We start from the raw sequence: 26,305 nt of genomic DNA, 5'->3' as shown, positions 1-26,305 counted from the left end.
CGCTCCCTCTCGCTTCTCGAGACGGGGGCATTCTTTTTTTACGAAATCTTAATTTTTGATAGCCAATCTCGATATTTAGTCAATACACTTGCGCCGTATTCTCTACTAGGATGAGGGTATCCCTGCCCGTAAGGGTCGGGGGACATGCCATCTTAGGGAGGGAAATAACATTTTGAAACGATTCCTACTTATGACGACGATCTGCTCCATGGCGGTCGGCCTGCTCGGAGGAGCACTCCCGTCCGGATCAGCCGCAGCGGCGGAGATCGGGGAAGCCGACGCCCTTGCCGGGACCGGCGTCGACAATCTGCTCGCGAACGGCGGCTTCGAACGAACCGAAACCGGCTCAGGGTGGATCGACAACGTCAAGCCTTCCGCATGGGGACAGTGGCTGGCTTCGGGAACGCCGAAGCTGGCGATCGATTCGCAGGTGTACCGCAGCGGCGAGAGGTCGGCAAGCATCGAAGGCCCCGCAGGCGCCGTCAGCCGCGCGGCCATTACGCAATCCGTCCCGGTGACCATCGGCAAGACGTATCGAATCGGCGGCTGGGTCAAGACGGAGGCGGTCAGCAATCAAGCGCTGATTCGATTCCAGATGAGACGATCCGGCGCCGGCAACCTGCTCATCAACGTGGGCACCGTCACCGGAACGCGGGATTGGACGTACATCGAACGCTTGCTGACGATCCCCGACAATGCGCTGCAGCCGGCCACGCTGGCCGTCGAGATGTTCCTCGAGGCGGGAACCGGGAAGGTCTGGTTCGACGACGTCTCCGTCACCGAGCCCGTTCAGTCGATCGCCGTCTCCCCGGATATCGCCTATCTAGAGATCGGCGAGACGGTAACGCCGAGCGTAACGTTCGTGCCGTCTTCGGCTACCGATAAGCGCTTGCTCTGGAGCTCGTCCGATCCGGAGACGGCTGCCGTGTCTGGCGATGGGGACATCGTCGGCCTTCGCGCCGGACAATCCGTCATTACCGCGAAGACCGTAGACGGAGGGCATGCGGCATCGATAAGCGTGAGCGTCGGAGCGTCCGATACGCTCGAGGTAGAAGCTTACGCGGGGGAAGTTCCGGAAGACGGCTCCTTAACCGGCCGCCTAACGGCGACGGACAGCAGCGGGGCTCCTATCGCCTTCGCGCTCGCGACGCCGCCGAGCCGCGGCGCCATGACCGTGTCGGACGACGGATCGTTCCGGTATTACCCGAATCCGTCCTTCACGGGGACCGACACGTTCAAATTTACTGCCTCCACGGGGGAGGGAGGGCCGAAGTTCGGAACCGGAACGATCGCCGTCCTGGAGACGAACGACGCCCCGGTCCTGGACTTAGAGTGGGCGTATACGGCTTCCGGCGCTTCGATCGCGCAAGGCTTGCTGCAGAAGTCAAGCGATCCTGACGGGGACGCGCTGACCTGGACCGTCGTTGAGCCTACGGCGAACGGCGCCATCGCGGTACATGCGAACGGATCCTATGACTACGCTCCTAACGCGGGCTTCACCGGTTACGATCGGTTCCGCGTGGCGGCGGAAGACGGCCGCGGCGGCCGAACGGAGCGAGACATGCTGATCTTCGTCGGGCCGACGGCAGCTAGCGCGGCGGCGGCTCTGGAAGCGCACGCGCCCGCCCGGAGCCATCCGCGGCTGCTGGCGAGCGGCGAGAAGTTTGCCGCGGCCCGCGCGTTATCGGCATCCGGCAGCGGCGATCCGTACATGCCCGAATGGTTCGAGCTGCTGCGCAAACAAGCGGATCCCGTGTTGAATACGCAGCCGCTCGCCTATTCGGCGAACGGCGGCAACGCGTATCCGTTGCGCGACCGGCTCCTCCCGACCGCGCTGATGTATCAGCTGACCGGCGACGACCGCTATGCCGAGCGCGTATGGCGAGAGTTCGACGCAATGGCCGATTACCCCGACTGGGGCGGTCGCACGAACAATATTTTGGCGTTGTCGGAGCTGAGCTTCGCGGTCGCGCTGGCGTACGACTGGATTTACGACTACATGTCGGAGGAGCAGCGCTCCCGCATCAATATCGCCATCCGCGACAACGCCCTTAACGTCGCGTTGGATTGGTATCGCGGCGCGTTCCGGCATAACGGAGAATTCAACAACATCAACCTCGTCGACAACGGGGGCTTAGGACTGCTTGCGCTTGCCGTAGCCGATGAACCCGAGACGCGCGACGCGGCGCTCGAGGCCGTCCAGAGCTCGTTCGCGAAGCTCCAACAAGCCGTCCGTCATTACACGGCCGACGGCTCCTGGCCGGAAGGCCCCGCTTACTGGCATTACGGCGGCCAGTATCTTGCGATGTACATGGCGGCGCTGCACGGAACGCTCGGCACGGACTTCGGCCTTTCCGGTCTGCCCGGTTACGAAGCTTCCGGCGCCTACCCGTATCACCTCCTCGGCGAGGGGGGCGTATTCAACTTTTACGACGGCGGCGTCAGTTTAAACATGTACGAATCGATCTGGTTCGCCGCCTTCTTCGACGAGCCGGAATACGCTTGGTTCATCGGCGACCTGTACCGCCGGAAAGGCTTGTTCCACCCGCTCTATATGGTGTTTTACGAGCCCGGCATTTTCGAAGCGAAGCCTGCGGCATTGGATCGGTTCTTCTCCGGGATCGAGTCCGGCTCCATGCGGAGCGCTTGGGACGACCCGTACGCCTTATTCGCCTCGATGAAAGGGGTGAACGAGACGATGCGAAGCCACAACGATCTGGACGCCGGCACCTTCGTCTTCGACGCGTTAGGCGTCCGTTGGGCGGCCGACCTCGGGAACGAAAATTATAATCTCCCGGGCTTCTGGGATTACAATTACACGCGGTGGACGTACTATCGGAAGAAGACCGAGGGGCACAATACGATCGTTCTGAACCCTGTGCAAAACCCGGTGGTGCAGCAGGAGCCTTACGGTACGGCCGTAGCGGTGCGGAACGAATCGAAGCCGCGCGGCGCATACACGATTCTGGATATGACCGATCTATACTCGAAGGATGCCGGGGAGATGCTTCGCGGCATGATGCTGACGGCGGACCGGACCGAACTGATCGTGCAGGACGAAATAAAGCTGAAGCTTCCGTCAGAGGTATATTGGTTCATGCATACCCCGGCCGACATCGAAATCGTCGAAGGCGGCCGCGCCGCGCTGCTGCGATCGCAGGATAAGAAACTGTACGTCGAGATGACGGAAGCGCCGGCCGGCGCCGCCTTCGCCGCGATGGACGCGGCCCCGCTGCCGACGTCGCCGAATCCGGAAGGCCAATCCTCCAACGAGGGCATGCGGAAGCTGGCGATTCATATGGAACATGTTCAAGAGGCCACGCTCTCCATACGGATGGTGCCGCTGTATTCGAGCGATCCGCTGCCCGCTCCCGCCGCAGGGGCGGTCCCGCTTCACGCCTGGTCGATCCCGGACGGAGAGCTGCCGCCCGTCGCGGAGCGCGTGACGGCTTCCGACATTCGCTTGAACGGCGAGCCGCTCGCCGGCTTCGATCCGAAGGTAACCTATTACGAAGTCGCGCTGCCGATGGACGAACCGTCGCCGCCGACCGTAACGGCGACCTCGGAACACTCCGTTACCGTCGCGCAGGCGGAGGCGCTTCCCGGCGCGGCCGTCGTGACGGTGTCGGCTGCGGACGGATCCCCGCGAACGAATCGGTACACGATCGTCTTCGCGCGCGGGGCGTCCGTCGGCGAACCGCCGGCGCACCTGAAGTATCCGGTCGCCTCGGTTACGGCCAGCGCCGTACCGGAAGCGGCCAACATTCCGGAAAACACGATCGACGGCGATTTGGATACGCGTTGGTCCGCTTCCGGCACGCAATACATCCAATACGACCTCGGCGAGCCCAGGAAGATCGGCGCCGTATCGATCGCGATCTATTCCGGCGATACGAGGAAAAATTACTTCGATATTTTAACTTCCGACGATGCCGTCGTCTGGAAAACCGTCTACGCCGACGGCGTCACCTCCGGGACTACGGCGTTGCCGGAGACGTATCTCGTAGAGGAGACGACGGCCCGGTACGTCCGCATCCTCGGCAAAGGGAATAACGCGAATGCGTGGAACAGCATCACGGAGGTCGGCATCTACCCGTTGGCGCCGCTGATCATGCGCGTAGACGCGCCGTCCGAGATGATGCCGGGCGAAACGGGGACCGTTACCGCGCGATGGGGCTACCCGCTCGGACATCGCGTTCCGGTCGTCGGGGCGACGTATGAAGTGGATCGCCCCGACGTAGCGTCCGTAGACGCCGCCGGTCTGTTAACGGCGAAGATGCCCGGTACGGCGACGCTCACCGTTACCGATGCGGTGTACGGCTTCGTCCATCGCTCTAGCGTTACCGTACTGTTCAACGGGGATCAGCCGTTCCTTCGCTTGGAAGGAGCGACGACGATGAGATCGAAGGATACGCAATCGTTGACTGCCCGGCTGCTTTACCCGGATGGCAGCATCGTACCGGCGGAGCCGCACCAGCTGAGGTTCCGGAGCGACGCGCCGAACGTCGTTTCGGTCGACGCCAACGGCACGGTCCGAGCGAACCAAGCAGGCGCGGCCGTCATAACGGCGGTGGACGACGACACCGGCGCGGCGAACGCGATCGCGATCACGGTTGAATGAATGCGCAAGAAGCCGCAACGTACGTTGCGGCTTCTTGTTTGCGTTCAATCTCGTTCCCGCCGCTCCGCCCGAGGGCCGGCCGCGCTCGCGTCGATCGGGCGGAAGCCGAGAAGCAGCGCCGGCGAATCCGGCCGCAGCCGGAAGTCGAACCGCTCCGCATCGACGAAGCCGGGATCGGCGACGACGGAATGCAGATCGTTGCCGGTCGCCGCCCGCCACTCCGCCAGATCGAGCTCCCCGTCCATGAAGAACCGAGCCTCCGCGTACCGGAAGTCGGCGCCGACGACCGGCGGTCCCTCCGTATTCCAGAACAGGTTCGCATCCGCCAGGAAGCTCTTCGGCCGTCCCTTGCGGATCGCGTACATCGGCTCCCCGCGGGAGACGAGAAGGTTGCGCCAGAACGAGAACGAATTATGCGCCTCTCCCCTCGTCATCGCGGCCAGCCCGTCGCCGCAGAAGGCGAAGATGTTGTTGCGCACGATATTTTCTCGGCCGTAGTGCTGGTGAAAACCTTGGCTGCTTGTATTGAAGCAAATATTGTTTTCGACCAGCACATGCGCGCAGCCCTCGTCCAGGTAGATGCCCCAGCCGCCGTAGTTTTTCTTTTCGATATCGAAAATGACGTTCCCCCGCACCACGGTTCCCGGCTGCACGCCCAGCAAATAGACGCCGCCCATGTCGCTCAGCAGCCCTTGCCCGAGCCGGCGGATGACGTTCGATTCGATTCGGTTGTTCTTGGAGACGTTCTCCCCGTAGCCCCATACCCAGCCCGAAGAAATCCCCGTGTAGTAGAAGTCTTCGATCAGATTGTGCGAGACGTCGTTGTCGGACGCGTGCGCCAGCGCGATGCCCGCGGCGCTGAGGAACATGCGTCCGCCGCCGGACAGGACGTTGTCCGTCAGCGTAATTCCGCGCGTTCGGCGCTGGACCGGACCGGCCGCGTCCGCGCCGCCCGCCTTCACGCCGCCCGCGCCTAAGTCGCGCAGGTCGCAGCCGACGACGGAGATGCCGCTGCAGCCGCCGGCGATGTCGACGGCGTACCAGCCGACATGCTCGATCCTGCAGCGAACGAGCGCGCAGTCCTTCGCGCCCTCGAAGGCGACGACGCCCGGCAGGTGAAGCGCAGCTTGCGGGGACGCGGCGAAGTCGACGCCGGGCCGGCCGAACCGCTCGCCCCCGCCCCGCGGCAGCGTCCCTTCCGTATGGCGGAACGCCAGAGCCTCGAAGGTCAGCCCCTCGACGAGATCGCCCGCATCCGGGTCGCCGCTCAGCAGCAGCAGCTGATGGGCGACCGGCGCAACGACGTCGCATGCGTCCACGGTCTCCTGCGGGTGCGGCACGTAATACGCCTTCCCCGCGGGACCGTCGAGATACCACTCGCCCGGCTCGCTCAGCGCTTCGAAGACGTTCTCGACGTAGTAATCGGCGTTGCGGGCGACGAAGTCGTCCTTCAGGACGAAGATGCTGCGCCGCGAGGAGCGGACGATCCGGTTCGCCTCGTCGACGGAGGCGATCGGCATATGCTCGTCCGTCCAGAAGTGCGGCACGACGACCTCGACGTCCTGCAGGTTGCGCCAGCCGCCTTCGATATGGCCGGGCGCGTACTCGAACGAATCGGAGCCTTGGAACAGCTCGTCGTCGAACGTCATGCCGGGCACGCCCGCCATCCGATACAGCCCTCGCTTCGGCAGCCGGGGCCGGAGGCGGCGCTCGCCGTTCACCCACAGCTGTCGGAAGCGCCATGCGCCCGACTTCGCCTCGGGCACGTCGCAAACCCATACGCGAAGGCCGTCGAGCGTCGTCTCCCTCCAGCCTGTAAGCCGCCGTCCGCCGTCGAGAACCGCCGTTTCGCCCGGGAACGACGCATACGTCGCCGGCGCGCCGCCGTCCTCCGGACCGAAGCGGAGCGGCTCCTCGAGCCGGTACGTCCCGCCGCGCAGCAGGACGCGGTCCCGCCGTTCGTTCCGCATGGCCGCCTGCGCCCGCGCGACCGTCGCGAACGGACCGTCCGTGCGGCCTTCGTTCGGCTCCGGCAGCGTCCCGGACCAACGGTCGTCCCCGAACGGCGCGACGTAATACGCTCGCTCCTTGCTCATGCCTCGTACCCCGGGCGTCCCGCGATCGGCGCCGGACCGTCCGCCGTCTTCCGCCACGGCGTATCGTAAGACGGGCGATTCGCGTACCGGGACATTCGGATATCCAGCGTCGCCCCGGCGCCCGGCAGCAGACGGATCCGGACATATTTCCCGCCGATCTCGTGCCGCGCCGTCTCCTCGCCGGCCTCGTTCAATACCGCGGCCGATTCGAAGGCATGCTCGCCGAACGAGCCGGCTTGCACGACGACCTCGCGCGCTTCGAACAAGGACACGTTGACGAGCGTCAGCCGCATGCCGTCCTTCTCCAGCTTCTCCACGAGCGCCGCGACGTCCTCCGGCAAGCCCGGCCGGCGGCGCTCCGCGTCGAAGTAGCGCACCCGCGCGTGCTGCAGGCCGCCGTGCGACAAGTGCATCGGCGCGCCGAGCGTCAGCTGCAGCAGCCCTTCGAAGTACACCGGACACATCTCCTGCCACTTGTGGATCCCGTTGATGTCTTCGGCCCATGGCCCCTCGCCGATCCACTGCCGCGGGTCTCCCGCCTCCGAGCGCATCTTCGCCAGCTGGCGGTTCATCAGCTCGAAATTCGCCTCGAGAATGCGTTCCGGATAATCCGCCCGCTCGCCGCGGATGTACTCGAACCAAGGCATCCAGTTCGCGTTGAAGTGCTTCGTGTTTTTCCCGTTCTTGCCCGTGCCCGATTGCGTCGGCACGTCGACGTACGTCGAATGCTCCGGCACCGACACCCGCAGCACCCGATCCAGATCCTCGTCCTCCATCGACGTATACCAGAGGTAGATCGGGTACAGCGGATTCGCGGGCTTGAAGTCGGTCCAGCCGCCGTCGTAATGCTTATGCGGCACGACCCATTGCCCGTTCTCTTCGCGGCCCCGCTTCCACATCTCGTCGATCTGCCCGCGGGCCATATCCAGGTGCTTCATGTCGCCGGTCAGCAGCACCGCGTTCATCGCGCCGTTCAGCACCGGCTCGATGATCGTCAGGAAGCCGTGCGGCCAGCGCCAGCCGTAATACCCGCCCCACCACTTGCCGTCCAAGTACTCGCCGATTTCGCCGGAGAGACCGACGTTGTCGGGGATGACGCCGCCGTTGTTCCGCGCGCGCTCGGCCCAGACGCCGACGTATTCCTCGACCCAGCGGCGCAGCGATTCGTCGCCCGAGTACATGCAGGCATGCGCGATGAGCGACGTCGCGTTCAGGTTGAGCGGCACGTCGCCCTTCGCCATCCGCTCGTTCATCGCCTGTATGATGCGAGGGTAGATCTCGTCGTCGCTCCAAGGGCACTTGCCGCTCGCGAAGTCGACGCCCGGGATGTCTTCGAACGGCGCATGGTAATCGTCCAACACCTCGCGGTGCGTGACCCAGTCCTCCTCGGTCATCTCGAAGCGCGGGCCGCGGCTGCCGGTGATCGGCGAGCGGATCAGCTTCCGCTCGGGATCGTAGTTAGGCGCCTCGGGGTCCTCGCCCGTGTACATGCGCGCGAACCGTTCGGCCCGCTGCCGGTCCTTGAGCGACGCCGGGTCGGTCAAGCCGAGGAAGTAGAAGAACAGATACCCTTCCCCATGATGCATCCAGTCGTAATACGCGTCGAATTCCCGATGGATTTGACCGTATTGCGTCCACTGCCACGTGATGCCTTCGTAGATGCGGCGCGCGAGGCGATACGCCTCGTCGCTGCCGCCGAGCGTGTAGAGCAGGGACAAATACATGAAGCCCTCGTACGGATCGTCGGAGCCGTCCATGCCCGGCCAATCGCCGCGCCAGACGAGCGTTCCGTCTTCCCGGGCGTACCGATTCGCGAACTCGACGGCGGCTTGGTTCAGCGCATCGAATAGCCGGCGCTCGAGGAGCGCCCATTGCGGCGGTACCCGACGTTCGTCGGCGACGATCCGAGGCATCTCGATGTCGGTCTTCTCGTTGCCGTTCCTCATGCCTCATCCCCCCATCGGTACGTAAATCGTTCGAATACGGCCTTGCCGTGCGCTTCCCCGTATACGCCTCGCGCGAATACGCCGACCCGCGGCGCCGTGAAGCAGTGGAACCGCTGCACGCTCTCCGGGTACAGGAACTTGGCCGGGAGCGGATCGCAGGCCGGGACGAACGCGCCGCCGTCCGCGCGATAGGAAAGCCGGATCGAGCCGCCGCTCGCCTCGCTCAGCTCGGCGCGCAGCCGCAGGCGGTCGCCTGCCGCGATCGGCAGCGGCAGCAGCGCAATCGCCCGCCGTCTGAGATTTTCATAGATTTCCGCTTGCACGTACAGCCCGTCGAATTCCTGATTTTCATGCAGCCGCTTCACATCGAACATCTGCCCGGACGTCTGCCCGATGCCGCGCCGCACGGTGAACGTCAAGTACGCGTCCGTGTCCCGGTACATCGTCAGTCCCGCTTCCTCCCCCCGCGCCTCGGGGTGGAACGTCAGCGTCGTCTCCGCGGCGAACGCGAGATGGCGCCAGCGGCGCGTCGCGATGAGCGTCGACTGCGGGCTGTACGGAATGAACGGCAGGCAGCGAATCTCCAGACCGCGATCGGTGAGCGCGTATCCGTCTTCCATCGGGTGCCGCACCCACTCCCATTCCGGAGACAGCGTTCCGCCGTCGAACCGGTCGACCGTCTCGCCCGCTTCGAACAGCGGCTGTCCGGGCGGCGCGTCGACCTCGATCCGCTCCTGCGGAAGCCCCTCGTCCCCGACCGCGAGCCAGCCGTCCGCCGTCCACTCGACGTTCGCGAGGAACGTCTCCCGACCGAGCGGGCAATCGCCGTTCGGCGTCAGCGGCCGGCCCCCGAGATGCACCATCCACCATCGGCCGTTCGGGTCCTCCACCAGCTTGCCGTGGCCCGCGCGCTGTATCCGGCGTTCCGGATCGGTCTGCTTCAGCACCGGGTTGCGCGGGCATGGCTCGTACGGCCCCCATACCGAACGGCTGCGCGCCACCGTCTCCATATGGTCGTAGAACGTGCCGCCCTCCGCCAGCATGAGGTAATACCAGCCGTCCCGCTTCACGAGATGAGGCGCTTCCGGAGCGGCCCCGCCCGTGCCCGGCCATACCTGCTTCGCCTCGCCGACGAGTCCCGACCCGTCCGCCGCCAGCTCGTGCACCCAGCCCCCGCCGAAGGCGAGGTACTTCCTTCCGTCGTCGTCATGGAAGATCGACGGATCGATGAAGTGGTGGTTGAGCGGGGTGCCGGCGCTGTATGGCCCTTCGGGACGATCCGCGACATATAGGATGTTCGTGCAGCGCGGCTGCCCGTGGTAATACGGCACGACGACCCAAAACTTGCCGTCGGCGTATGAAATATCCGGCGCGAACACGCCGAACGAATCGGGAATGCCGGTCATATCCATCTGCTCCCGGCGCGTAAGGACGTGACCGATCGTCTCCCAATGGACGAGATCCTTCGAATGCAAGACCGGCACGCCCGGGAAAAATTGAAACGTCGACGTCACCATGTAGTAGTCGTCGCCTACGCGGACGATCGACGGATCCGGGTAATCGCCCGGCAGGATCGGATTGCGGAACGTCGTCATCGGTTCGCCTCCGTCCGGCGGATCGTCAGGGCGGCGTCGCCGTCCCACGCATGCGGTTCGACGACGAGGACGGCGCCCTCTCCGCGCCGCGCGACGCCGACGTCCGCGGCCGTCGTTCGGCCGGTCGCCGGATCGAACCATTCCCCTTCATATGCGCGATCCGCCGCGATCGGCAGCTCGAGGCGGCAGGGCGACGAGACGTACAGCGCCGCGACGTCGCCGTCCGGCGTGCCGGCGGCCGCCAGCTCGACCGGGGCCGGCTCGGCCGTCGCGTCGTCCCGCGGCTCCAGCGCCCACCAAGGCAGCGCGCTCAGGAACGTCTTCAGACGGACCGCGTCCGCCCCGCCCTCCAGACGGAGCGCCGTCTCCCAAGGCAGCGGGTCGCCGTAGAGCGGGAACTCGTACGGATGTCCCTCGCGATGCCAAGGCCATAGCCCGTGCGCCCCGTAGGCGAGGCCGGCGTTGCCGCCCGTCAGCGCGCTCGCCCACTCGACGCGGCGGACGTACGCGCGGTCGCTCGTCCGTCCGCCGTCGTCGCCGATCCGAATATGCTCGTAGCAAGGCTCGCCGTTCAGCACCGGGCGCGCCGGCTCGTACGCGCGGTCCGCGGCCGCTTGGCGTCTCGCGGTTCGGGCGCTCTTCCCCGAGTGGCCCGATTGGTACATATGGAACGACAGCCAAGGCTTCTCGTTCGCGAGCTCGGGCGTCGATAGGCCGCCGACCATGTGCACAGTCAGGAGCGGCGGGTACGGCGAAGCCGACCGAATCGCTTCCGCCGCGGCGTCGTATACCGGCATCGTCTCCGGCCGAGCGAAGTCGGTGTCGCCGCTGACGAGCCACACGGCCCCGAACGCCGCGTACCGCGCCGCCAGGAACGTCGCGAACCGGGACGCCGACGCCGGGTCGAAGACGAACGGGCGGTCCACCTCGAAGTCCCAGTTCAAGTTCGTCCCGGGGACGTAGTTGAACCACAACGCCACGATCGCCGGCACGAGTCCGGCCGCGGCGGACGCCGCGACGATGACGTCCAACGTACGGAAGTAATCGGGATTCGGCGCCGTTAGATCGTACGTCCCGTCGTCCCGGCGCTCGAACGGCAGCCGGAGCGGCGCGCCGGAGGCGTCCCATTGCGGCAGGGCGTTAATCTGCGCGACGTTGAAGCCTTGCCCCCCGCGATACGCGACGTAACGCTGCCATTCTTCGAGCGTCGCGTGCGCCGGCGCCGACCATACCGTATCGCCGAGCCAGAAGAACGGCGTGCCGTCGGCGTGCGCGAACGCCCGGCCGGACGGATGCACGCCGATGAAGCCATGCCGGTAGAGCCGGTGCTCCCCCTCGTACGGATCGACGTCGAACGCGCCTTCCTTGCCGCCGAGGCCGCCGTCGGCCGAGCTCGAGCTCCATCGCCAAGCGCCGGCTTCGTCGGGCGCGAAGCGCGCGAGCCATCGCCGCCCCTCCGCCCAGAAGCCGACCGTCTCCAAGCGGCGGCCGCTCGGCGAGACGAACGCGACGGTCATGGCCAGCTCCGCGTAAGGCCGTTCCGTCTCGCGCTCCGCCTCGAACGTCAGCTCGACGGCGTTCCATACCTGCAGTCGATTCCCCATGTCCAGACCCCCTCTCGAATTAAAACACGCTGTCGCCTTGGAACAGCTCGAACACCTTCGCCTGCGTCTCCGGTTCGAGGCCGCGTCCGTCGCACAGCGCGGCGTTCATGCGCAGCGCGTCCAGCGTGGCGACGCCGCTCAGCGTTACGTGAATATCCGGATTCGTAAAGCTAAAGCGCATCGCCGGCTCGATCAGCCCGCCCGGACCGTCCCTCGTGCGTAGGAAGTCCAGCTTCGCGATCCCTTCGGCCGCCCGCCGCAGCGTCTCCTCGCCGATAAAGAACGCCGGCGTCTCCGCCAAGATGCCCATGCCGAGCACGCTGCCGTTCATGACGCCGAGATTCATCTCGCGGGCGAGCGGCAGCAGCGCATCCTTCGCGGAATGGTCGAGCAGCATGTACCGCGCGTAGAACTGCACCGCGTCGAACGCTTCCGTGCGCATGAAGCGCATCAACAAATCCAAGTCCTTCGTGCTCACGCCGAGGAATCGGACCTTGCCGTCCTCGCGAAGCTTCTGCAGCGCCGGGATCGCTTCCTCGATAATGAGCTCGTACGGCTGGGTGTTGACGTCATGCAGCTGCACGAGATCGAGCCGGTCCGTCCGCAGCCGCGCGAGGCTGTCCTCCACGGACTGTATGATCGTCTTATAGTCGTATCGCATATCGCTGCGCGCCGCTTTCGAGGCGAGCACGACCCGCTCGCGCCGGCCGCCTTCGAGCGCCCGGCCGATGCGGCGCTCCGACTCGCCCTTCCCGTACAGCGGGGCCGTGTCGATGAAGTTGATACCGAGGTCGATCGCCTCGTGAACGACGCGCTGCACCTCGCTCTCGTCCGTCTTGCCGAAGTCGCCGGCGAGGGGGGCGCCGCCGAGGCCCATTTTCGAAACGCGCAGCCCCGTCTTGCCGAATGTCGTATATTCCATGGCGGGTCACTCCTTATTCGCGAATGTGCGCACCGGGCGCTCCCGCACGCCCGGCGCTTCTTGTACGTCTCGCCTCAATCCCATCGATTCGAACGGCAGCGGCTCGAAGCCGAGCGCGAACGCCGGACTGTCCGGCAGCAACGCATGCGGCTCCGGCCCGGCCGTATCGAACCGCGGGTCCGCTTCGACGCTGCCCCGTTCGTAGCCGAGCGACAGCCACTCCGCGAACGACAGGAACCGCTCCTCCTCCCGGTTCGTGACGCGCACCGCCGCCGGTTTGCCGTACAGCCAGACGAGGTTGTTCTCCCATATGTTCATGTCCAGGTCGAGCCGCCCGTCCTTGTCGATCGCCGTATCGAATCGATACAGCACGGCCTGGGCCCCGCCCGAGGCGAAGATGTTGCGCCGAATCTCGTTATGGCGAAGCCCGAGGCCTCGCGTCCGCAGCGTCTCGTACTCCTTCTCCTCGCGCCACCGCCGGAACTTGGCGACTTCCTTGGTCGTGTCCAGGAACATATTGTTTTCGACCTTGTTTTCCTTGCCGGCATGCAGATAAAGTCCGCCTCCGGGCGTTCGGTACGTGACGTTGCCGTACACCTCCACCCCGCTCGTGTAATCGTCTAGGTAGATGCCGAAGGCGAAGGAGGGCGACATCCAGACGCCGTTCTCCGCGTGATAGCCCAAAATGTCGTGAATGCGGTTGTAGCGGATTTTCGTGCCGAACATCGTCCAATCCCGGTCCACCAAGTAAATCGCGGCGGTATCGCTCGTCTCGACGTTGACGTGCCGGATGTGATTGTATTCGATGACATTATGGTTGCCGCGCGACTGGATGCCCCAGCGCGGACCGTCATGGATCAGGTTGTTGGCGACGCGGATGCCGACCCCGTTGATCGAGATGCCGGCGACGCTCTTCGTTTCCGTCCCGACATGGTGCACGTAGTTGTTCGTCGCTTCGTGCCCGCACGGATCGTACCGGCCGGCGAACGGGCTGCGCACGCCGCCGGAGACGTACATGCCGTGGCTTCCGGTCTCGTAAATATCGCAATCCGCGACGACGTTGCGCCTCCCGCCGAGGACAGTGACGCCGGCCGCGCCTGTATTTCGAACGGTGCACCGCTCTAGGCGGCACGCCGTCACGTCGCGAAGCAGCACGGCCGTCCCGTCGCAGCCCTCGAGGGTCAAGCCCTCGAACGACACGAATCCGCGTTCGGCCCGCCGCGGCATCCGTTCGGCGTGGTGGATGTACGTGCCCGACTCCCGCCAATCGATCTTCTCCGTATATAAATCTTCCGCTTGCTCCGGCGCCCCGCGCAGCTCGATCAAATGCGCCGCCGTCGGCACGTACGCTTCAACGTCTTCGCAGGCGGCCGGCGCGGGCGGATAAAAGTACAACATGTCCTCGTCCTGATCCAAAAACCATTCCCCGGGCTCGGTCAGCTCCTCCCGCACGTTGCGGAAGTAAAACCGGTCGCCCGGATAAATCTCGTACGTCGCCGGCCGAGACAATACGACTTCGCCCGTGGCGGGGTCGTACCCGCTCAGCGGGATAACGTCGTTATTCCAGTTGAATCTCGGGAAAATGAACAATTCGACCCGATCCAAGGCGGACCACGATTGCAGTCTCGGGTCGCGGCAGACGAACCGGTCCTTCCGTCCGTGCCCGCCTTCGTACATGTCCACCGGATCGCCTTCGACGTACAGCCATCCGCCGCCGTACGGATTGTCCGCCTGATAGCTAGGGTACCGGGCGATCCGCTGCTTCTCCCCCCGATACAGGAGCTGCGAAAATCGGAGTCCCGCATGGCCGGCCGCCGCCAGATCGAGCCTGACGATCCCGCCTTCCAGCGGCTCGAAGCCCTTCAGTCGAATGCCGCCGGTCACGACCGCCTCGCCGTCGCCGGCGGCGCGGAAGACGAGCGGCCGGCCTTCGTCGCCTAGGTCGTCTCCCGTCAACAGCAGCCCTTCCGGCGTCGGGTATTCGCCTCCGTGCAGGAGTACCTCGATCGCCCCCGTCTCCCGTTCGGCGCGTCGCAGCTCGCGGATACGGGCGACCGCCCCTTGCAGCGTTCGCAGCGGCGCGGCGGCCGAGCCGTCCGCATCGTCTCTCCCGCCGGGGGCGAGATGCAGCGTTTCATACATGTCCGAGTCCTCCTTATTGGTCCGTTCCGAATCTCGCCTCGACGTCCTTCGCGCGTTCCTCCGGCGTCACCTTCAGCCGCTCCAGCTTCCCGTCCCGCACCGCGCCTTCGACGATCGTGCCGTACGGCGCGCGCAGACGAAACTCCGCGTTCCATGCCTTCGGCCATGCCGGGCAGAGTAAGATGCGGTCCCCGTCGCACTGCAGCAGCATCGTCTGCAGCGCGATATTGGCGACGGAGCCGTGATCCTGATCCGGCATCCAGTCGAAGTTCGGTCCCCAGAACGCCGGGAACCGCGCCGCCTCGTACGGCGTCGTATAGTTGAACGCCGCGAATTCGCGAGCCTGCTCGGCGAGTCCGAGATATGCGGCTTGAATGGCGTCCTGCCGCCAGCCGCCGGTTCCCTTCACCCGGCGCCGATCGAACGTGCGCCGTCCCTTCTCGAGCTCGGGCGTGCCGACGGCGGCGATCCGGTACGGGAACACCGCGTACAGCTCTACATTTTCCGAATTCATGATGTCTCCGAAGTACGCCTCCGCCGGTGCGAATACGGCTTCGCCGTCTTCGTCCGTCGCTTCCGGCACGTCCGGCAGCCGTCGCCGCAGCGACTCCCACGCCTCGCGGCTCTCGGCCGGCAGCTCGGGCAGCCGCAGCAGCCGGCTCAGCACGACGCGAAGCCCGGCGATCTCGGGCAGCGGATTGACCGCCTCGTGCCAATTCTCGAGCGCTTGGGCCGGCTCGAGCCGCAGCCTCCCGCGTTCGTCGACCGGATTGTGCCGATCGAAGAACCGGAGGCAGGACTCGATGACCGGCAGCGACGCCGCCTCGAACGTCTCCCGGTCCCCCGTGTATTCATAGTGGGACAGCATGAGCAGGAGCAGCTCCAGATTGTTCTGCATGTAGTGGCGAATGTACGAATTGTCCGCTTGGCCCGCGGGCTTGCCCTCGCGGTCCCACCCGTAATCCGGGTTCAGATACGCGCCCCAGAACGTCATCGTCTCCGGGAAGTACGCGCCTTCATGCCCATAATACCGACGGGTCCGCTCCTCCGCCAACTGCAGATTGTTGCAAAACATGTAAAATAACGATGTCATGAGCTCGAAATCGCCCGATGCGAGCATCGACCAGTACGGCAGCCTCGTATTTTGGAACCAGTAGCCTCCGCCCCAGCGCCGGTAATCGGCGTCGAACTCGCCCGAGAAGTCGAACCCGTCGTCGTACGTTACGTCGAACGTGAAGATCGACCCGTTGAACTTGATCGGGTACGCGCCGCGGCCGCCGCACGCGTTCATGAACCGCTGGAGCGTGTAGCCCCTTGCGACCGCGAACGCCTCGTCGTCGTGCGCCGGCGCGGCGCCGCGAAGATCGATGCGGCTCCCCGCCCAGAACGCGCGCCACCATGCCCGATGCGCTTCGAACGCCGCTCGGCGCTCCGGCGCGCGATCCGCGGCCGGAATCGCCTCGGCCGCCTCGAGCCACGCCGCGGCCGATGCCGTCTGCGCCGTCAGGACGCGCACGGAGAAGGCGGCGGAGCGCGATGGCCGCGACGTCGTCAGCATGCGGTCGCCCGCCTTCGCCCAGCCGCCTTCGGACGCGCCTTCGGCCGTGCCCTCGATCGCGCCGTCGACGCCGCCGCCCCGAAGCACGCCGCCGAACGTCCGATGCAGCAGCGGATCTTGCGCTCCCTTCGCCAGCAGGCCCTCAAGGCTCTGGAGACGCAGGCTGTCCGGCCAGACGGACCGCTCGTTGCGATGGTACCACGCGAGGATCGGTCCCTCGCCTTCGACGACCGTATCGCCGTCCTCGAACACCGGAACGGGCGATCGCGACAAGTTCGCCGCGCCGAGCGCATGGCCCGTCAGTTCTACCGTCTCGGTCCGCCACACTTCCAGCGCCGCCGACGCTTCGAATTCCCGATCGCCGTCCATCTCCGCGTAGACGACCGGCGCGTTCGCGTCGACCCATAGCCGGATGCGGACGCGCGAGCCCGCCTCGCCCGCTTCGATGCGGATCGCGCCGTCCTCGAGGTCGAGCTCCTGCAGGAACGGACGTCCGGCGAGGAACGGATTCGGCGTCAGCGACAAGCGAATCTTCCCCAGCTTAAGCAGCCTTCCCGTCTCGCTCCAGGCGTCCGTCTTCCCGATATAAAACAAGAGATCGCCGTCTTCCTCAGCCCATACGTTCAGGCCGATATCCCCGTTGCCGATCGGCATCGAGCCGACGGCCCCGGCGCTGGGCGAGTCCCAGCTTACGTTGTACCGCCTCACCCAAGCCGACTCGCGGCTCCCGTTCTCGAACGCGCCGCCGTTCGTCATCGGACGTTCACCCGCACCTCGGCGGACGCGAGACCGATTCCCGTCGCCTTCAAGACGAACTCGCCCGGCGCCTTGGCGGACTGCGCGATGGCGAGCGCATGGCCGTTGAACGCGCGGCGGTACGGCGCCTTATCGGACTCGTGGCTCGACGGGTCGCCGTTGCCGACGCCGATCAGCTTGCCCGCGCCTTCGACCGCGAAATGAATTTCGTTGTCGGCGGTCGGCACGACGTCGCCCCGCTCGTCGACGATCGACGCGCGAATCATGGAGACGTCCCGGCCGTCCGCGTCGATCGTCGTCCGATCCGCGTCGAGGACGATGCGCGCCGGTGCGCCCGTCGTCCGTACCGTATGAACCGCCGCCTGGACGTCCCCGTTCGCGCCGCGCGCTTCGATCGTTCCCGGCTCGTACGGCACCTTCCACTCCAGATGGCCAAGCTTATCGACCTGCTGCGTCCCTAGCGATCGGCCGTTCAAAAACAGTTCGACCGTCTCGCAATTGCTGTACGCCCAGACGTCGATCGGCTCCCCGGCCTTCCCGTGCCAGCTCCAATGCGGGAACAAGTGAACGACCGGCTCGTTCGTCCAGTTCGCCTTGAAGTAATAATAGTTATGCTTCGGGAAGCCGCAGCTGTCCATGATGCCGAAGTGCGATCCGATCGCCGGCCAATTGTACGGCGTCGGCTCCCCCTTGTAATCGAAGCCGGTCCAGATGAACGTGCCGGTCAGGAAGCGATGCTCCGCCAGGCTGCGAAGCACATGCTCCGGACTGACGCACCACGGCGCCAGCTTCGTGCCGTACTCCGAGCAGTACGCCTTCGCCTCGTCGTCCGCGTAGATGCCGCGCGTCACCGTATACGAAGCGCTCTCGCTGCCGATGACGATCCGGTCCGGATACGCCCTCTTGTCGCGGATATCCCGATCGTTGTCGTACGTGCCGTAGTTGTATCCGACGATGTCGACCGCGTCGGCGTAGCCGCCGGTATGATAGCCGTGGTTCATCGACGCGACGACCGGCCGCGTCGGGTCGAGCTTGCGCGTCCGCCGCGCGAGCGTATCCAAGATGCGGGCGCCGGTTTTCGTGCCTTCCAGCACTTCTTCGTTTTCCATGCTCCACAGGATGACGCTCGGATGATTGCGGTCCCGCCGGATCATGCTCTCCAGGTTGGCGAGCCCGGCAGGCGAACTGTCCAGCTTGCGGTTCTCGTCCATGACGAGCATGCCGAGCCGGTCGCACGCGTCCAGCAGCTCCGGCGTCGGCGGATGATGCGCGCAGCGGTACGCGTTGACGCCCATCTCCTTCAGCAGCTCGATCTTGTACGCCTGGATGCGGTCCGGCAACGCCGCGCCGACGCCCGCGAAGTCTTGATGCACGCAGACGCCTTGAATGACGAGCGGCTCGCCGTTGATGAAGAAGCCGTCGTTCTTCGTAAACTCGATCGAACGAATGCCGAAGGTCGTTTCGTACGTATCGACGGCGGCGCCGTCCCGCTCGACGGTCGTGACCGCCCGGTACAAGTGCGGACGATCCGGATGCCACAGCCGCGGCGATTCGACGACGACGCGCTGCGCGAAGGTCCGCTCGCCGTCCCCGTCGATCGTCTCCGCGCTCTCGACTTGCGCCGCTTCGATGCCTTCGGGGTCGAGAATCGCCGTCTTAAGGCGCACCTCGGCCGCTTCGCGATACCCGTTCGCTACCTCCGTTTCGATACGCACCTCGGCCCGATCGGACGACACGACCGGCGTCGTCACGTACGTGCCCCATTCCTTCACGCGGAGCGGATCGGTCTTCGTCAGCCAGACGTGCCGGTAGATGCCGCAGCCGTCGTACCACCATCCCTCGTATTCGGAGGCGTCGACTCGAACGAACACCACGTTCCGTCCCTCGTCCCCGTATCGAAGCACGTCCGTAATGTCGTACATGAAGCCGGTATGTCCGGCCGCGTGCGTGCCGATCAAATGCCCGTTCACCCAGACGGTACTGTTCCGCATGACCCCGTCGAATCGCAGCGTGATCCGCTTGCCCTCGTCCTCGGCCGGCATCGCGAACAGCTTCCGGTAGCAGCCGACGCCGATCGGCAGATGCGCCCGTCCCTTCGGGTAATGCTTTACGTAGCTCTGCTCGATCGCCCAATCGTGGGGCAGATCGACGAGCGTCCAACGCTTCGGATCCATCTCTTCTTCGGAAAACTCGTCGGAGTAAGCGATCTCCAGCCAATCTCCGCGCTCCGGCTTCTCGCAATCGGTAAATCCGCCCGTGCGGCCCGCCTTCACCGCATACGGAATATGAATATCCCCTCTATGAAAATGCCACTGCTCATCGAATAGCAGCGTCTCTCTCGCTGCGCCGTTGCCCGATGTCGACATCATGGTCTCATCCTTTCGATCCGTCGTTGCCCGTCGTTAAAAACAATCCCTGCGCGGCATGGCCGCGCAGGGAGCTCTCGACCGTAACGAATTACGGGCCCTTATTTATTTGCCGTTCGCTTTTCTCCATTCGTCGATCTGGCGCTGCACTTCTTCGCGCACCTTCTCGACGCCCGCCTTTTCCAACTTATCAAGGTACTCCGGCAGCACCTTCGCCGGATCGACCGCGCCCGTTCCGAGACCCGGCGAATACTGGTCGCCCAGCGCGGAGATGTTCGCGATTTCCGCCTTCACGTTCTCGTCGTTGAACGAGAAGCCCATAAGCGGGGACGGCTCCGCCGTTTCGTTCTCGTGCTTCACGGCGTCCATGATTTCTTGCGATTGGCCTTCGACCAGGTAGCCGTTGAACGTATTGCCGAACACCCAGTTGGAGTTCGGGTTGTAGCCCGCGTCCGGATTAATCTGCACCATCTCGTCGGACAGCTTCGTATAGTGCGTGCCTTCGATGCCGTACGCGATCGTGTTGTACAGCTCCTTATCCGTATTGAGCAGGTTGATGAACATCATCGCGCGTTCCGGATTCGCGGACGTGCGGCTGATCGCTTGCATCGTCGTAATGATCGTGTTCGTGCCCGTGTACGGTTCCGTCAGGTAGACGTATACGACGTCATGACCGCCGTTGGACAATTTCTCGCCCACTTCGCCGCCCGGAGGCATGACGTTGTCTTTCACGACTGCGAGCTTGCCGGTTTTCACGATATCGTCGAACGCCTTCACGGTCGCCGCGTCGCGGTTGACGAGGCCCTTCTCGTACCATTCGCGGATCATCGTTACGTTGTTCTTGTACGCTTCCGTCTTCGGCGTCACGATCGCCGTGTACGGATCGTCCTTATGAATGCCGATGACATGGCCGCCGACATATTCGATGCCGTTCGCCATCGCCGAGAAGCCGCCGTTGCGATCCATGCCGAACGGAACGATGTCCGGCTCGCCGGCCGCGATTTTCTCGAGGAACGGCTGGATGTCCTTTTCCGTCTTGATCGTACTCGGGTCGAGACCGTACTTGTCGGCGAAACGCTTCTGCACGACGAACCCTTCGCGGTTCGTCACCGTCTGATAGTTCGGCACGGCGTAAATTTGACCGTTGACGCGCGTCGCGTCCCATACGAAGGAAGGAATCTCCGACTTGATGTCCGCGCCGTATTCGTCGAGCAGCTCGTCGAGCGGCTGGAACGCGCCCTTCGTGACGTTCGGGCCGTAGAAGAACGACCAGTTGGACGTCCACGCGATATCGAACTTCTCGCCGGAGGCGACGACCGTGTTCATCTTCTGCGTGTAATCGCCGAAATCGATCGGCTTGAGCGTTACTTTCGCGTTGATTTTCTCGAGCGTAATTTTATTGACTGCGTCTTGGACCTTCTGCAGATCCGGCTGATTGCTCGGCTGCGGGTAGTACCATACGAGCTCCACCTGCTCCAGCTCGGCGCCTTCGCCCGTGCCTGCAGGCGGCGTTTCCGCTTTCGAACCGCTTCCATTGTCGGCCGGAGCCGGAGTCGCGCCGTTGCCGTTGTTGCTCGAGCAAGCGCCCAGGACGAGAGCTACGGATAATGCCATTGCCGACAGACGAAGCGCGTTGTTCGTGATCCCCTTCATATTTACTGACCTCCTGTAAAATTTCGTTTTTTATCTTAAACCACCGGAATGATTGCCATCCCAATGACCTAAAACCAAACATTGCCTGACGCGACGCCGCGACTAGCCCTTCAGGGAGCCGACGGTCAATCCGCTGACGAAATAGCGTTGGAAGAACGGGAAGACGAACATCATCGGCCCCGCCGCGAGCACCGCCATCGCCATGCGCGAGGATAAGCTCGGGAAGCTCGCCAGATCGATCATGACGTTCAATCGGCGAAGGTTGCTCGACAAGAAGTCGATCGTGTTCATCATGCGGTACAGCATCAGCTGCAGCGGAACCAAGTTCTGGTTGTCGATATAGAGCAGGCCGAGCCACCAATCGTTCCAATACATGAAGGAGATGAACAAGCCCAACGTCGCCAGCGCCGGCGTCGACAGCGGCAGGATGATGCGGAAGAAGATGCGAAGCTCGCCCGCGCCGTCCATCTTGCACGACTCGATAATTTCGCCCGGAATTTTCTGTAGGAACCCTTTCATCAGCATAATGTTGAACGGGCTTAACAAATAAGGAATAATGAGCGCCCAGATCGTGTCCTTCAGGTGCAAATACTGCGTGATCAAGATGTACGAAGGAACGAGCCCGCCGCTGAACAGCATCGTGAAGAAAATGTAGAAGGTCGTTATGCGCCCGTACCGATAGTCCCGTCGGGAAATCGCGTACCCGATCATCGCCGTCATCAGCAAGCTAAGGATCGTGCCTGCGATCGTCACCAGAATCGTGACCCCGTAAGCGTTAAGCAAGACGCCGGGCGTCTGCAGAATGAGCTTGTAAGCGGTGAAATCCAAGCTTTCGGGAATGAACCGATATCCGTTCGTAAGAAGCGACTTCTCTTCGCTGACGGAGATGGAGACGACGAGCACGAGCGGCAAAATCATCAGCAGCGAGACGACGGCGAACATGAGATTGATCGCGACTTGTCCGGGATTGGTCTTGGTTTGTTGCATCCTCGTCTCCTCCTTACCACAACGAGTTTTCGTCGTTGATTTTCTTAATGATATAGTTCGCCAGGACGACCAACACGAGGCCTACGACCGACTGGTAAAACCCTACGGCTGTCGACATACCGATATCGCCTACGTTCTTCAGCGCGCGGAATACATACGTGTCTACGACGTCCGTCACCGAGTACAGGAAGCTCGAATCGTTCGGGATGAAGTAGAACAGACCGAAATCCGCTCGGAAGATGCCGCCGATGCTCATGATCATCAAGATCGAAATGAGCGGCGCGAGCAGCGGTAGCGTAATTTTCATCGCCATCTGCGTCTTCGTGGCCCCATCGATTCGAGCCGCCTCGTAATAGGAGGAATCGATGCCGAGGATGCCGGCGTAATAGACGAGCGTCGAAAAGCCGACGCCTTTCCAAAGGCTGACCGCCACTAGAATCCAAGGCCAGTACCGCGATTCGTTGTACCAATACACCGGATCCGCGCCGAATTGCATCAGCAGCTGATTGAAATATCCGTGCTCGTGATCCAGGAAACCCGTGATAATGTAGCTGATGACGACCCAGGACAAGAAGTAAGGCAGGAACATGGCCGTCTGGTGGACTTTAATCCATCGCCTCGCGATCTCGTTCAGCAGCACCGCGAACAGGAGAGCGAAGACGAGGCCGACCAAAATGAAAGCGACATTATACAGGATCGTATTTCGGGTGACGATGTACGCCGTCTGCGACGTAAAGAAAAACTCGAAGTTTTTGAAACCTACCCAATCGCTTCCCAGAATTCCCTTGTCGTACCGGTAATCCTTGAATGCGAGCACCAACCCGACGAGGGGAAGGTAAGCGAAAATCAAGATGTATACGACTGCGGGAAAGCTTAAGAGGAACAACTCGATATTTTTTTGGAAGAGACGCAATTCCTTCATCAGGCCTCTCAAGCGGATCACCTCTCTCGTTTGTGTGGTTCGCGTCGTCGTTGGTACCCTCACTATGCGGCATGTCGGCCGTCGTGAAAACTGTAAATCCGACACTGCGACGGAAGCGGGCCGTTCCGCGCTTGCAAAGCTGCCGAAGTCCTTGCGCCGCGCGGGTTTTCCGTCTCCGACTGTAGGATCGGAACCCCACTGTACAATGGGAACCCCGCTCCTTTACGCCCTGGAAAATGGAAATCGCCGACCGCCCCGCCGCGCCGGCCGCAGTCGTGATTCCGAGCCTAACAGGATAGAATGGGCCCTTCTTACGAATGCTATGGAGACCGGCTGCGTTCTCATGGGGTGCTTACAGTCGGAGTTTCTCCGACTATTCCGCCTCCCGAGATCCTCTCGGCCGCTGCAGTCGGAGTTTCTCCGACTATTCCGCCTCCCGAGATCCTCTCGGCCGCTGCAGTCGGAGTTTCTCCGACTATTTCCGCCTCCCGAGATCCTCTCGGCCGCTGCAGTCGGAATTTCTCCGACTATTCCTGCGAAAGTGTGTCGGCGGACGGTGGTACGAGGGGAGGGTCTATTTTTTTCTTATCATCGATTTTTTTCTAATTTAGAAAAATATCTGCGATGCGATAATAATGAACGGGTGCTGTCTGTCGGCAAGTCTGGAGGAAGTTCGCAGAAAGCGGTACTCTGTACGCAGAAAGCGCGCGCATCATACGCAGTTCGGCGGCGGGAGGGTGTCGGCGACGCAAGGCGAACAACAAAAAGAAGCGGGGTTTCCCCCCGCTCCCATTATCGCGCCGAAGTCCGGCGCATTCGATATTCCCCCGGCGTGACGCCGTACTTCTTCTTGAACACCCGGAAGAATTGGCTTTCGTTGCCGAAGCCGACAGCCTCCATGATCTCCTTCACCGTATACCGTTCATCCTCGAGCAGCTTTACCGCGTGCCGCAGCCGAACGTCGTTGATATATTCGGCGACGCCGACCGTCTCGTATTTCTTGAACAAGCGGCCGACGTATTTATCCGACATCCCGAGCGTATCCGCCACGGACTGCAGGCTCAGGTTCAGGTTCTTGTAGTCGGACTCGATCATCTCCTTGATCGTGTCGACCAGCATCGCGCTCTTGTCTTCCTCGGTTTCGACGCGCTGCTGCTGCTCGACGAAGCGGGCGAACGTCGACTGCACGTACGCCGACATCTCGTCTAACGTCTCCAACTCCAACACCTTCTGGTTCAGCGCGGAGAACGTCAACGAGACGCCCGCCTTCCGCTTGTCGGACGACTTCGCCGCCTGCTGCAGCAGGAACACCAAGTGCAGCACGGAGTGAATGATTTGTTCGTACGGCAGCCCCTTGAACGCTTCGAACGACTTCCTCGTATACTCTTGGAACTGTTCCACGTTGCTCAGATGGATCGCCTCGACCCATCGGCGTTCGAGCTCGGGGGCCGGCGCCGTCTCTTCGCGGGCCGCGACCCGCTCCGGCGTAATGACCGAGCCCTGGCCGAACACGAGCCGATACAGCATCAGCTCCTGCACCTGCTGATACAGCTCGGTAATTTCGGCGTGCCCTTCCCGGAACGGGCTGATCGCGGCCGTCAGCGACAATCCGTAGAACCGTCCGATGACCTCCAGGGTTTCGTTCAGGAGCGCCGCCGCGTCTTCCGCCAGCCCCGGGTCGCCGGCGTCCGCGCTGATCAAGATGGCCAACCGGCCCTCGCCGACGTCGATCGCCTCGTTCGGAAACCGCTTGGACACGATCTCCTCCGAGATGTTGGAAATCGCGAACGACAACAGCTTCCGGTCCGCGTACGCCGTCCGTTCGTCGAACGCCTTGTAGCGATCGATCGCAAGCAAGGCGACCGCCTTCGCGCCGTCCGGCCGGACGTTCAAAGCGTTTTGCTCCACGGTGGCGCGGAATTGCTCCTCCGTGAACGACGGACTGTTCGTGACGATCGTCCGCAGGTAGTAATTTTTCGCGATATCCTTCGCGGCGTCGTAGTGCTTGCGGATGAAGCGCATCTCGTCCGTAACGCGATTGTATACGCTTAGAATCGAATTGATTTCGTCCTTCCCTTTCATCGTTCCCGGCTCGGCGTCCACGATCTTAGTCACCATCTGCTGGATCGGCCGATACAGGCGTTGGGAGACGACGAAGGAAACGACGATCGACAGGAGCAGCAGCCCCGCCGCAATCGAGAAATACGTCAGCCGAAGCTGCCGAATGCTGGCGAAGACGACGTCGTACGGTTGAACGGAGACGATCCGCCATCCGTTGTCCAACGTTAAGTACGTAAAGATCATCTCGTCCGCGCCGACCTTCGCCGTGAGGAAGTCCATCTCGTTGCCGGTCGCCGCCACGTGTTCGAGCAGCGTAGCGGACACCTCGGCGGGATCGGGGCCGTCGGTCCGGGGCGGGTTCAGAATGAGCCCGTTCTCGTCCATGACGAACGTCTCGCTTTCTTCCGCCGCAAGATCGTTGATGACTTGGAGGTTCTCGAAAAACCAGTCCGTCCGCACATTCATCATCAACGTGCTCTTATTGCGGGCCGTCGGATTGCCCGACAACGCTTCGAAGAGGAAGAAGGCGAAAAACTCGATCTCGCCGTCCTCCGACGACCGGAACGGAATCCATTCCGTATTCGGCTGCACGGCGCTTTCCTTGAAATAATCGGAGACGACGCTGTAGATTTTCGCTTCGAGCGGCTTGATGCGCGCATCCATCGGATAATATTCCGTCGAATAGAACGAGTCGTTATAGCTGTTGTAAATCATGATCGAATTCAGGAAATCCGTCGAGGACACCACGTTCTGCAGCTTCCGGAGCGGCTGATAGACGTCCTCGATCGCGATATCGTCGCTGTAAAACAAATTCGCCAGTTCGTAGTCGTTATAAACCGACCAACCTAGGTTGTGCACGATCTCGCTCATATAATCGATATTGTATTTCGTCTGAGCGAGCACTTTCCGATTGGCCTCGTATTGAATGTCGAGGCCGGTCTGTTCCGAATAATAAAACAGAATCGCCGAGGAGATCATCGACGTCAGAACGACGAGCAGCACGATCGAGAGGAGCAGCCGCTGCAGGTATTTGCGGGATCGAAACCTTTTCATAAAAACCATCCGTTCTCCCCCTC

The 26,305-nt window shown here is 63.1% G+C and carries 13 protein-coding genes; 1 reads left to right on the top strand and 12 read right to left on the bottom strand.

Translation table 11 applies throughout. The annotated features are described in order from the left end of the window. Positions 1-172 precede the first annotated feature (172 nt). Positions 173-4,621, top strand: a complete 4,449-nt coding sequence (locus FE782_RS16315) for an Ig-like domain-containing protein (RefSeq protein WP_238392516.1) — start codon at positions 173-175, stop codon at positions 4,619-4,621. Between the two features lie 44 nt (positions 4,622-4,665). Here the strand turns inward: FE782_RS16315 and FE782_RS16310 are convergent, their stop codons facing one another. The 12 genes from FE782_RS16310 to FE782_RS16255 form a co-directional block, all read right to left on the bottom strand. Next, positions 4,666-6,717 (bottom strand): right-handed parallel beta-helix repeat-containing protein, encoded by a 2,052-nt coding sequence (locus tag FE782_RS16310; protein ID WP_138195284.1) that lies wholly within the window; start codon positions 6,715-6,717, stop codon positions 4,666-4,668. Beyond that, positions 6,714-8,663: a DUF8034 domain-containing protein gene (locus FE782_RS16305; protein ID WP_138195283.1), complete on the bottom strand. Its 1,950-nt coding sequence runs from the start codon at positions 8,661-8,663 to the stop codon at positions 6,714-6,716. The genes FE782_RS16310 and FE782_RS16305 overlap by 4 nt, the downstream gene beginning before the upstream one ends. Beyond that, positions 8,660-10,258 (bottom strand): glycoside hydrolase family 43 protein, encoded by a 1,599-nt coding sequence (locus FE782_RS16300; RefSeq protein ID WP_158299420.1) that lies wholly within the window; start codon positions 10,256-10,258, stop codon positions 8,660-8,662. Before FE782_RS16300 ends, FE782_RS16305 begins: the two co-directional genes overlap by 4 nt. Continuing rightward, the gene (locus FE782_RS16295; RefSeq protein ID WP_138195281.1) at positions 10,255-11,862 is read right to left on the bottom strand and encodes a glycoside hydrolase family 140 protein; all 1,608 of its coding nucleotides are present in this window, start codon (positions 11,860-11,862) and stop codon (positions 10,255-10,257) included. The genes FE782_RS16300 and FE782_RS16295 overlap by 4 nt, the downstream gene beginning before the upstream one ends. 19 nt (positions 11,863-11,881) lie before the next feature. After that, positions 11,882-12,784 carry an aldo/keto reductase gene (locus FE782_RS16290; protein WP_138195280.1) on the bottom strand — a complete coding sequence of 301 codons (903 nt, stop codon included), beginning with the start codon at positions 12,782-12,784 and terminating at the stop codon, positions 11,882-11,884. A 6-nt stretch (positions 12,785-12,790) separates the two neighbouring features. Beyond that, positions 12,791-14,926: a right-handed parallel beta-helix repeat-containing protein gene (locus FE782_RS16285; protein ID WP_138195279.1), complete on the bottom strand. Its 2,136-nt coding sequence runs from the start codon at positions 14,924-14,926 to the stop codon at positions 12,791-12,793. Between the two features lie 13 nt (positions 14,927-14,939). Next, positions 14,940-17,240 (bottom strand): DUF5703 domain-containing protein, encoded by a 2,301-nt coding sequence (locus tag FE782_RS16280; protein ID WP_138195278.1) that lies wholly within the window; start codon positions 17,238-17,240, stop codon positions 14,940-14,942. Further along, the gene (gene galA / locus FE782_RS16275) at positions 17,237-19,609 is read right to left on the bottom strand and encodes a beta-galactosidase GalA (protein ID WP_238392515.1); all 2,373 of its coding nucleotides are present in this window, start codon (positions 19,607-19,609) and stop codon (positions 17,237-17,239) included. The genes FE782_RS16280 and galA overlap by 4 nt, the downstream gene beginning before the upstream one ends. 102 nt (positions 19,610-19,711) lie before the next feature. Next, on the bottom strand, positions 19,712-21,259 hold the full coding sequence (locus FE782_RS16270; RefSeq protein WP_138195276.1) for an ABC transporter substrate-binding protein: 1,548 nt from the start codon (positions 21,257-21,259) through the stop codon (positions 19,712-19,714). A gap of 102 nt (positions 21,260-21,361) precedes the next feature. Next, a complete protein-coding gene (locus tag FE782_RS16265; RefSeq protein ID WP_138195275.1) occupies positions 21,362-22,246 on the bottom strand; it encodes a carbohydrate ABC transporter permease in 885 nt (294 codons plus the stop codon). Positions 22,247-22,259: 13 nt separating this feature from the next. Beyond that, the gene (locus FE782_RS16260; RefSeq protein ID WP_238392514.1) at positions 22,260-23,180 is read right to left on the bottom strand and encodes an ABC transporter permease; all 921 of its coding nucleotides are present in this window, start codon (positions 23,178-23,180) and stop codon (positions 22,260-22,262) included. Between the two features lie 780 nt (positions 23,181-23,960). After that, positions 23,961-26,282, bottom strand: coding sequence for a helix-turn-helix domain-containing protein (locus FE782_RS16255; RefSeq protein ID WP_158299419.1), 2,322 nt, complete (start codon positions 26,280-26,282; stop codon positions 23,961-23,963). Positions 26,283-26,305 lie beyond the last annotated feature (23 nt).

Origin of the sequence: Paenibacillus antri (assembly GCF_005765165.1) — a bacterium.
In the GTDB taxonomy this organism is placed as follows: Bacteria; Bacillota; Bacilli; order Paenibacillales; family YIM-B00363; genus Paenibacillus_AE; species Paenibacillus_AE antri.
This window is presented reverse-complemented; position numbering and strand designations above follow the sequence as displayed.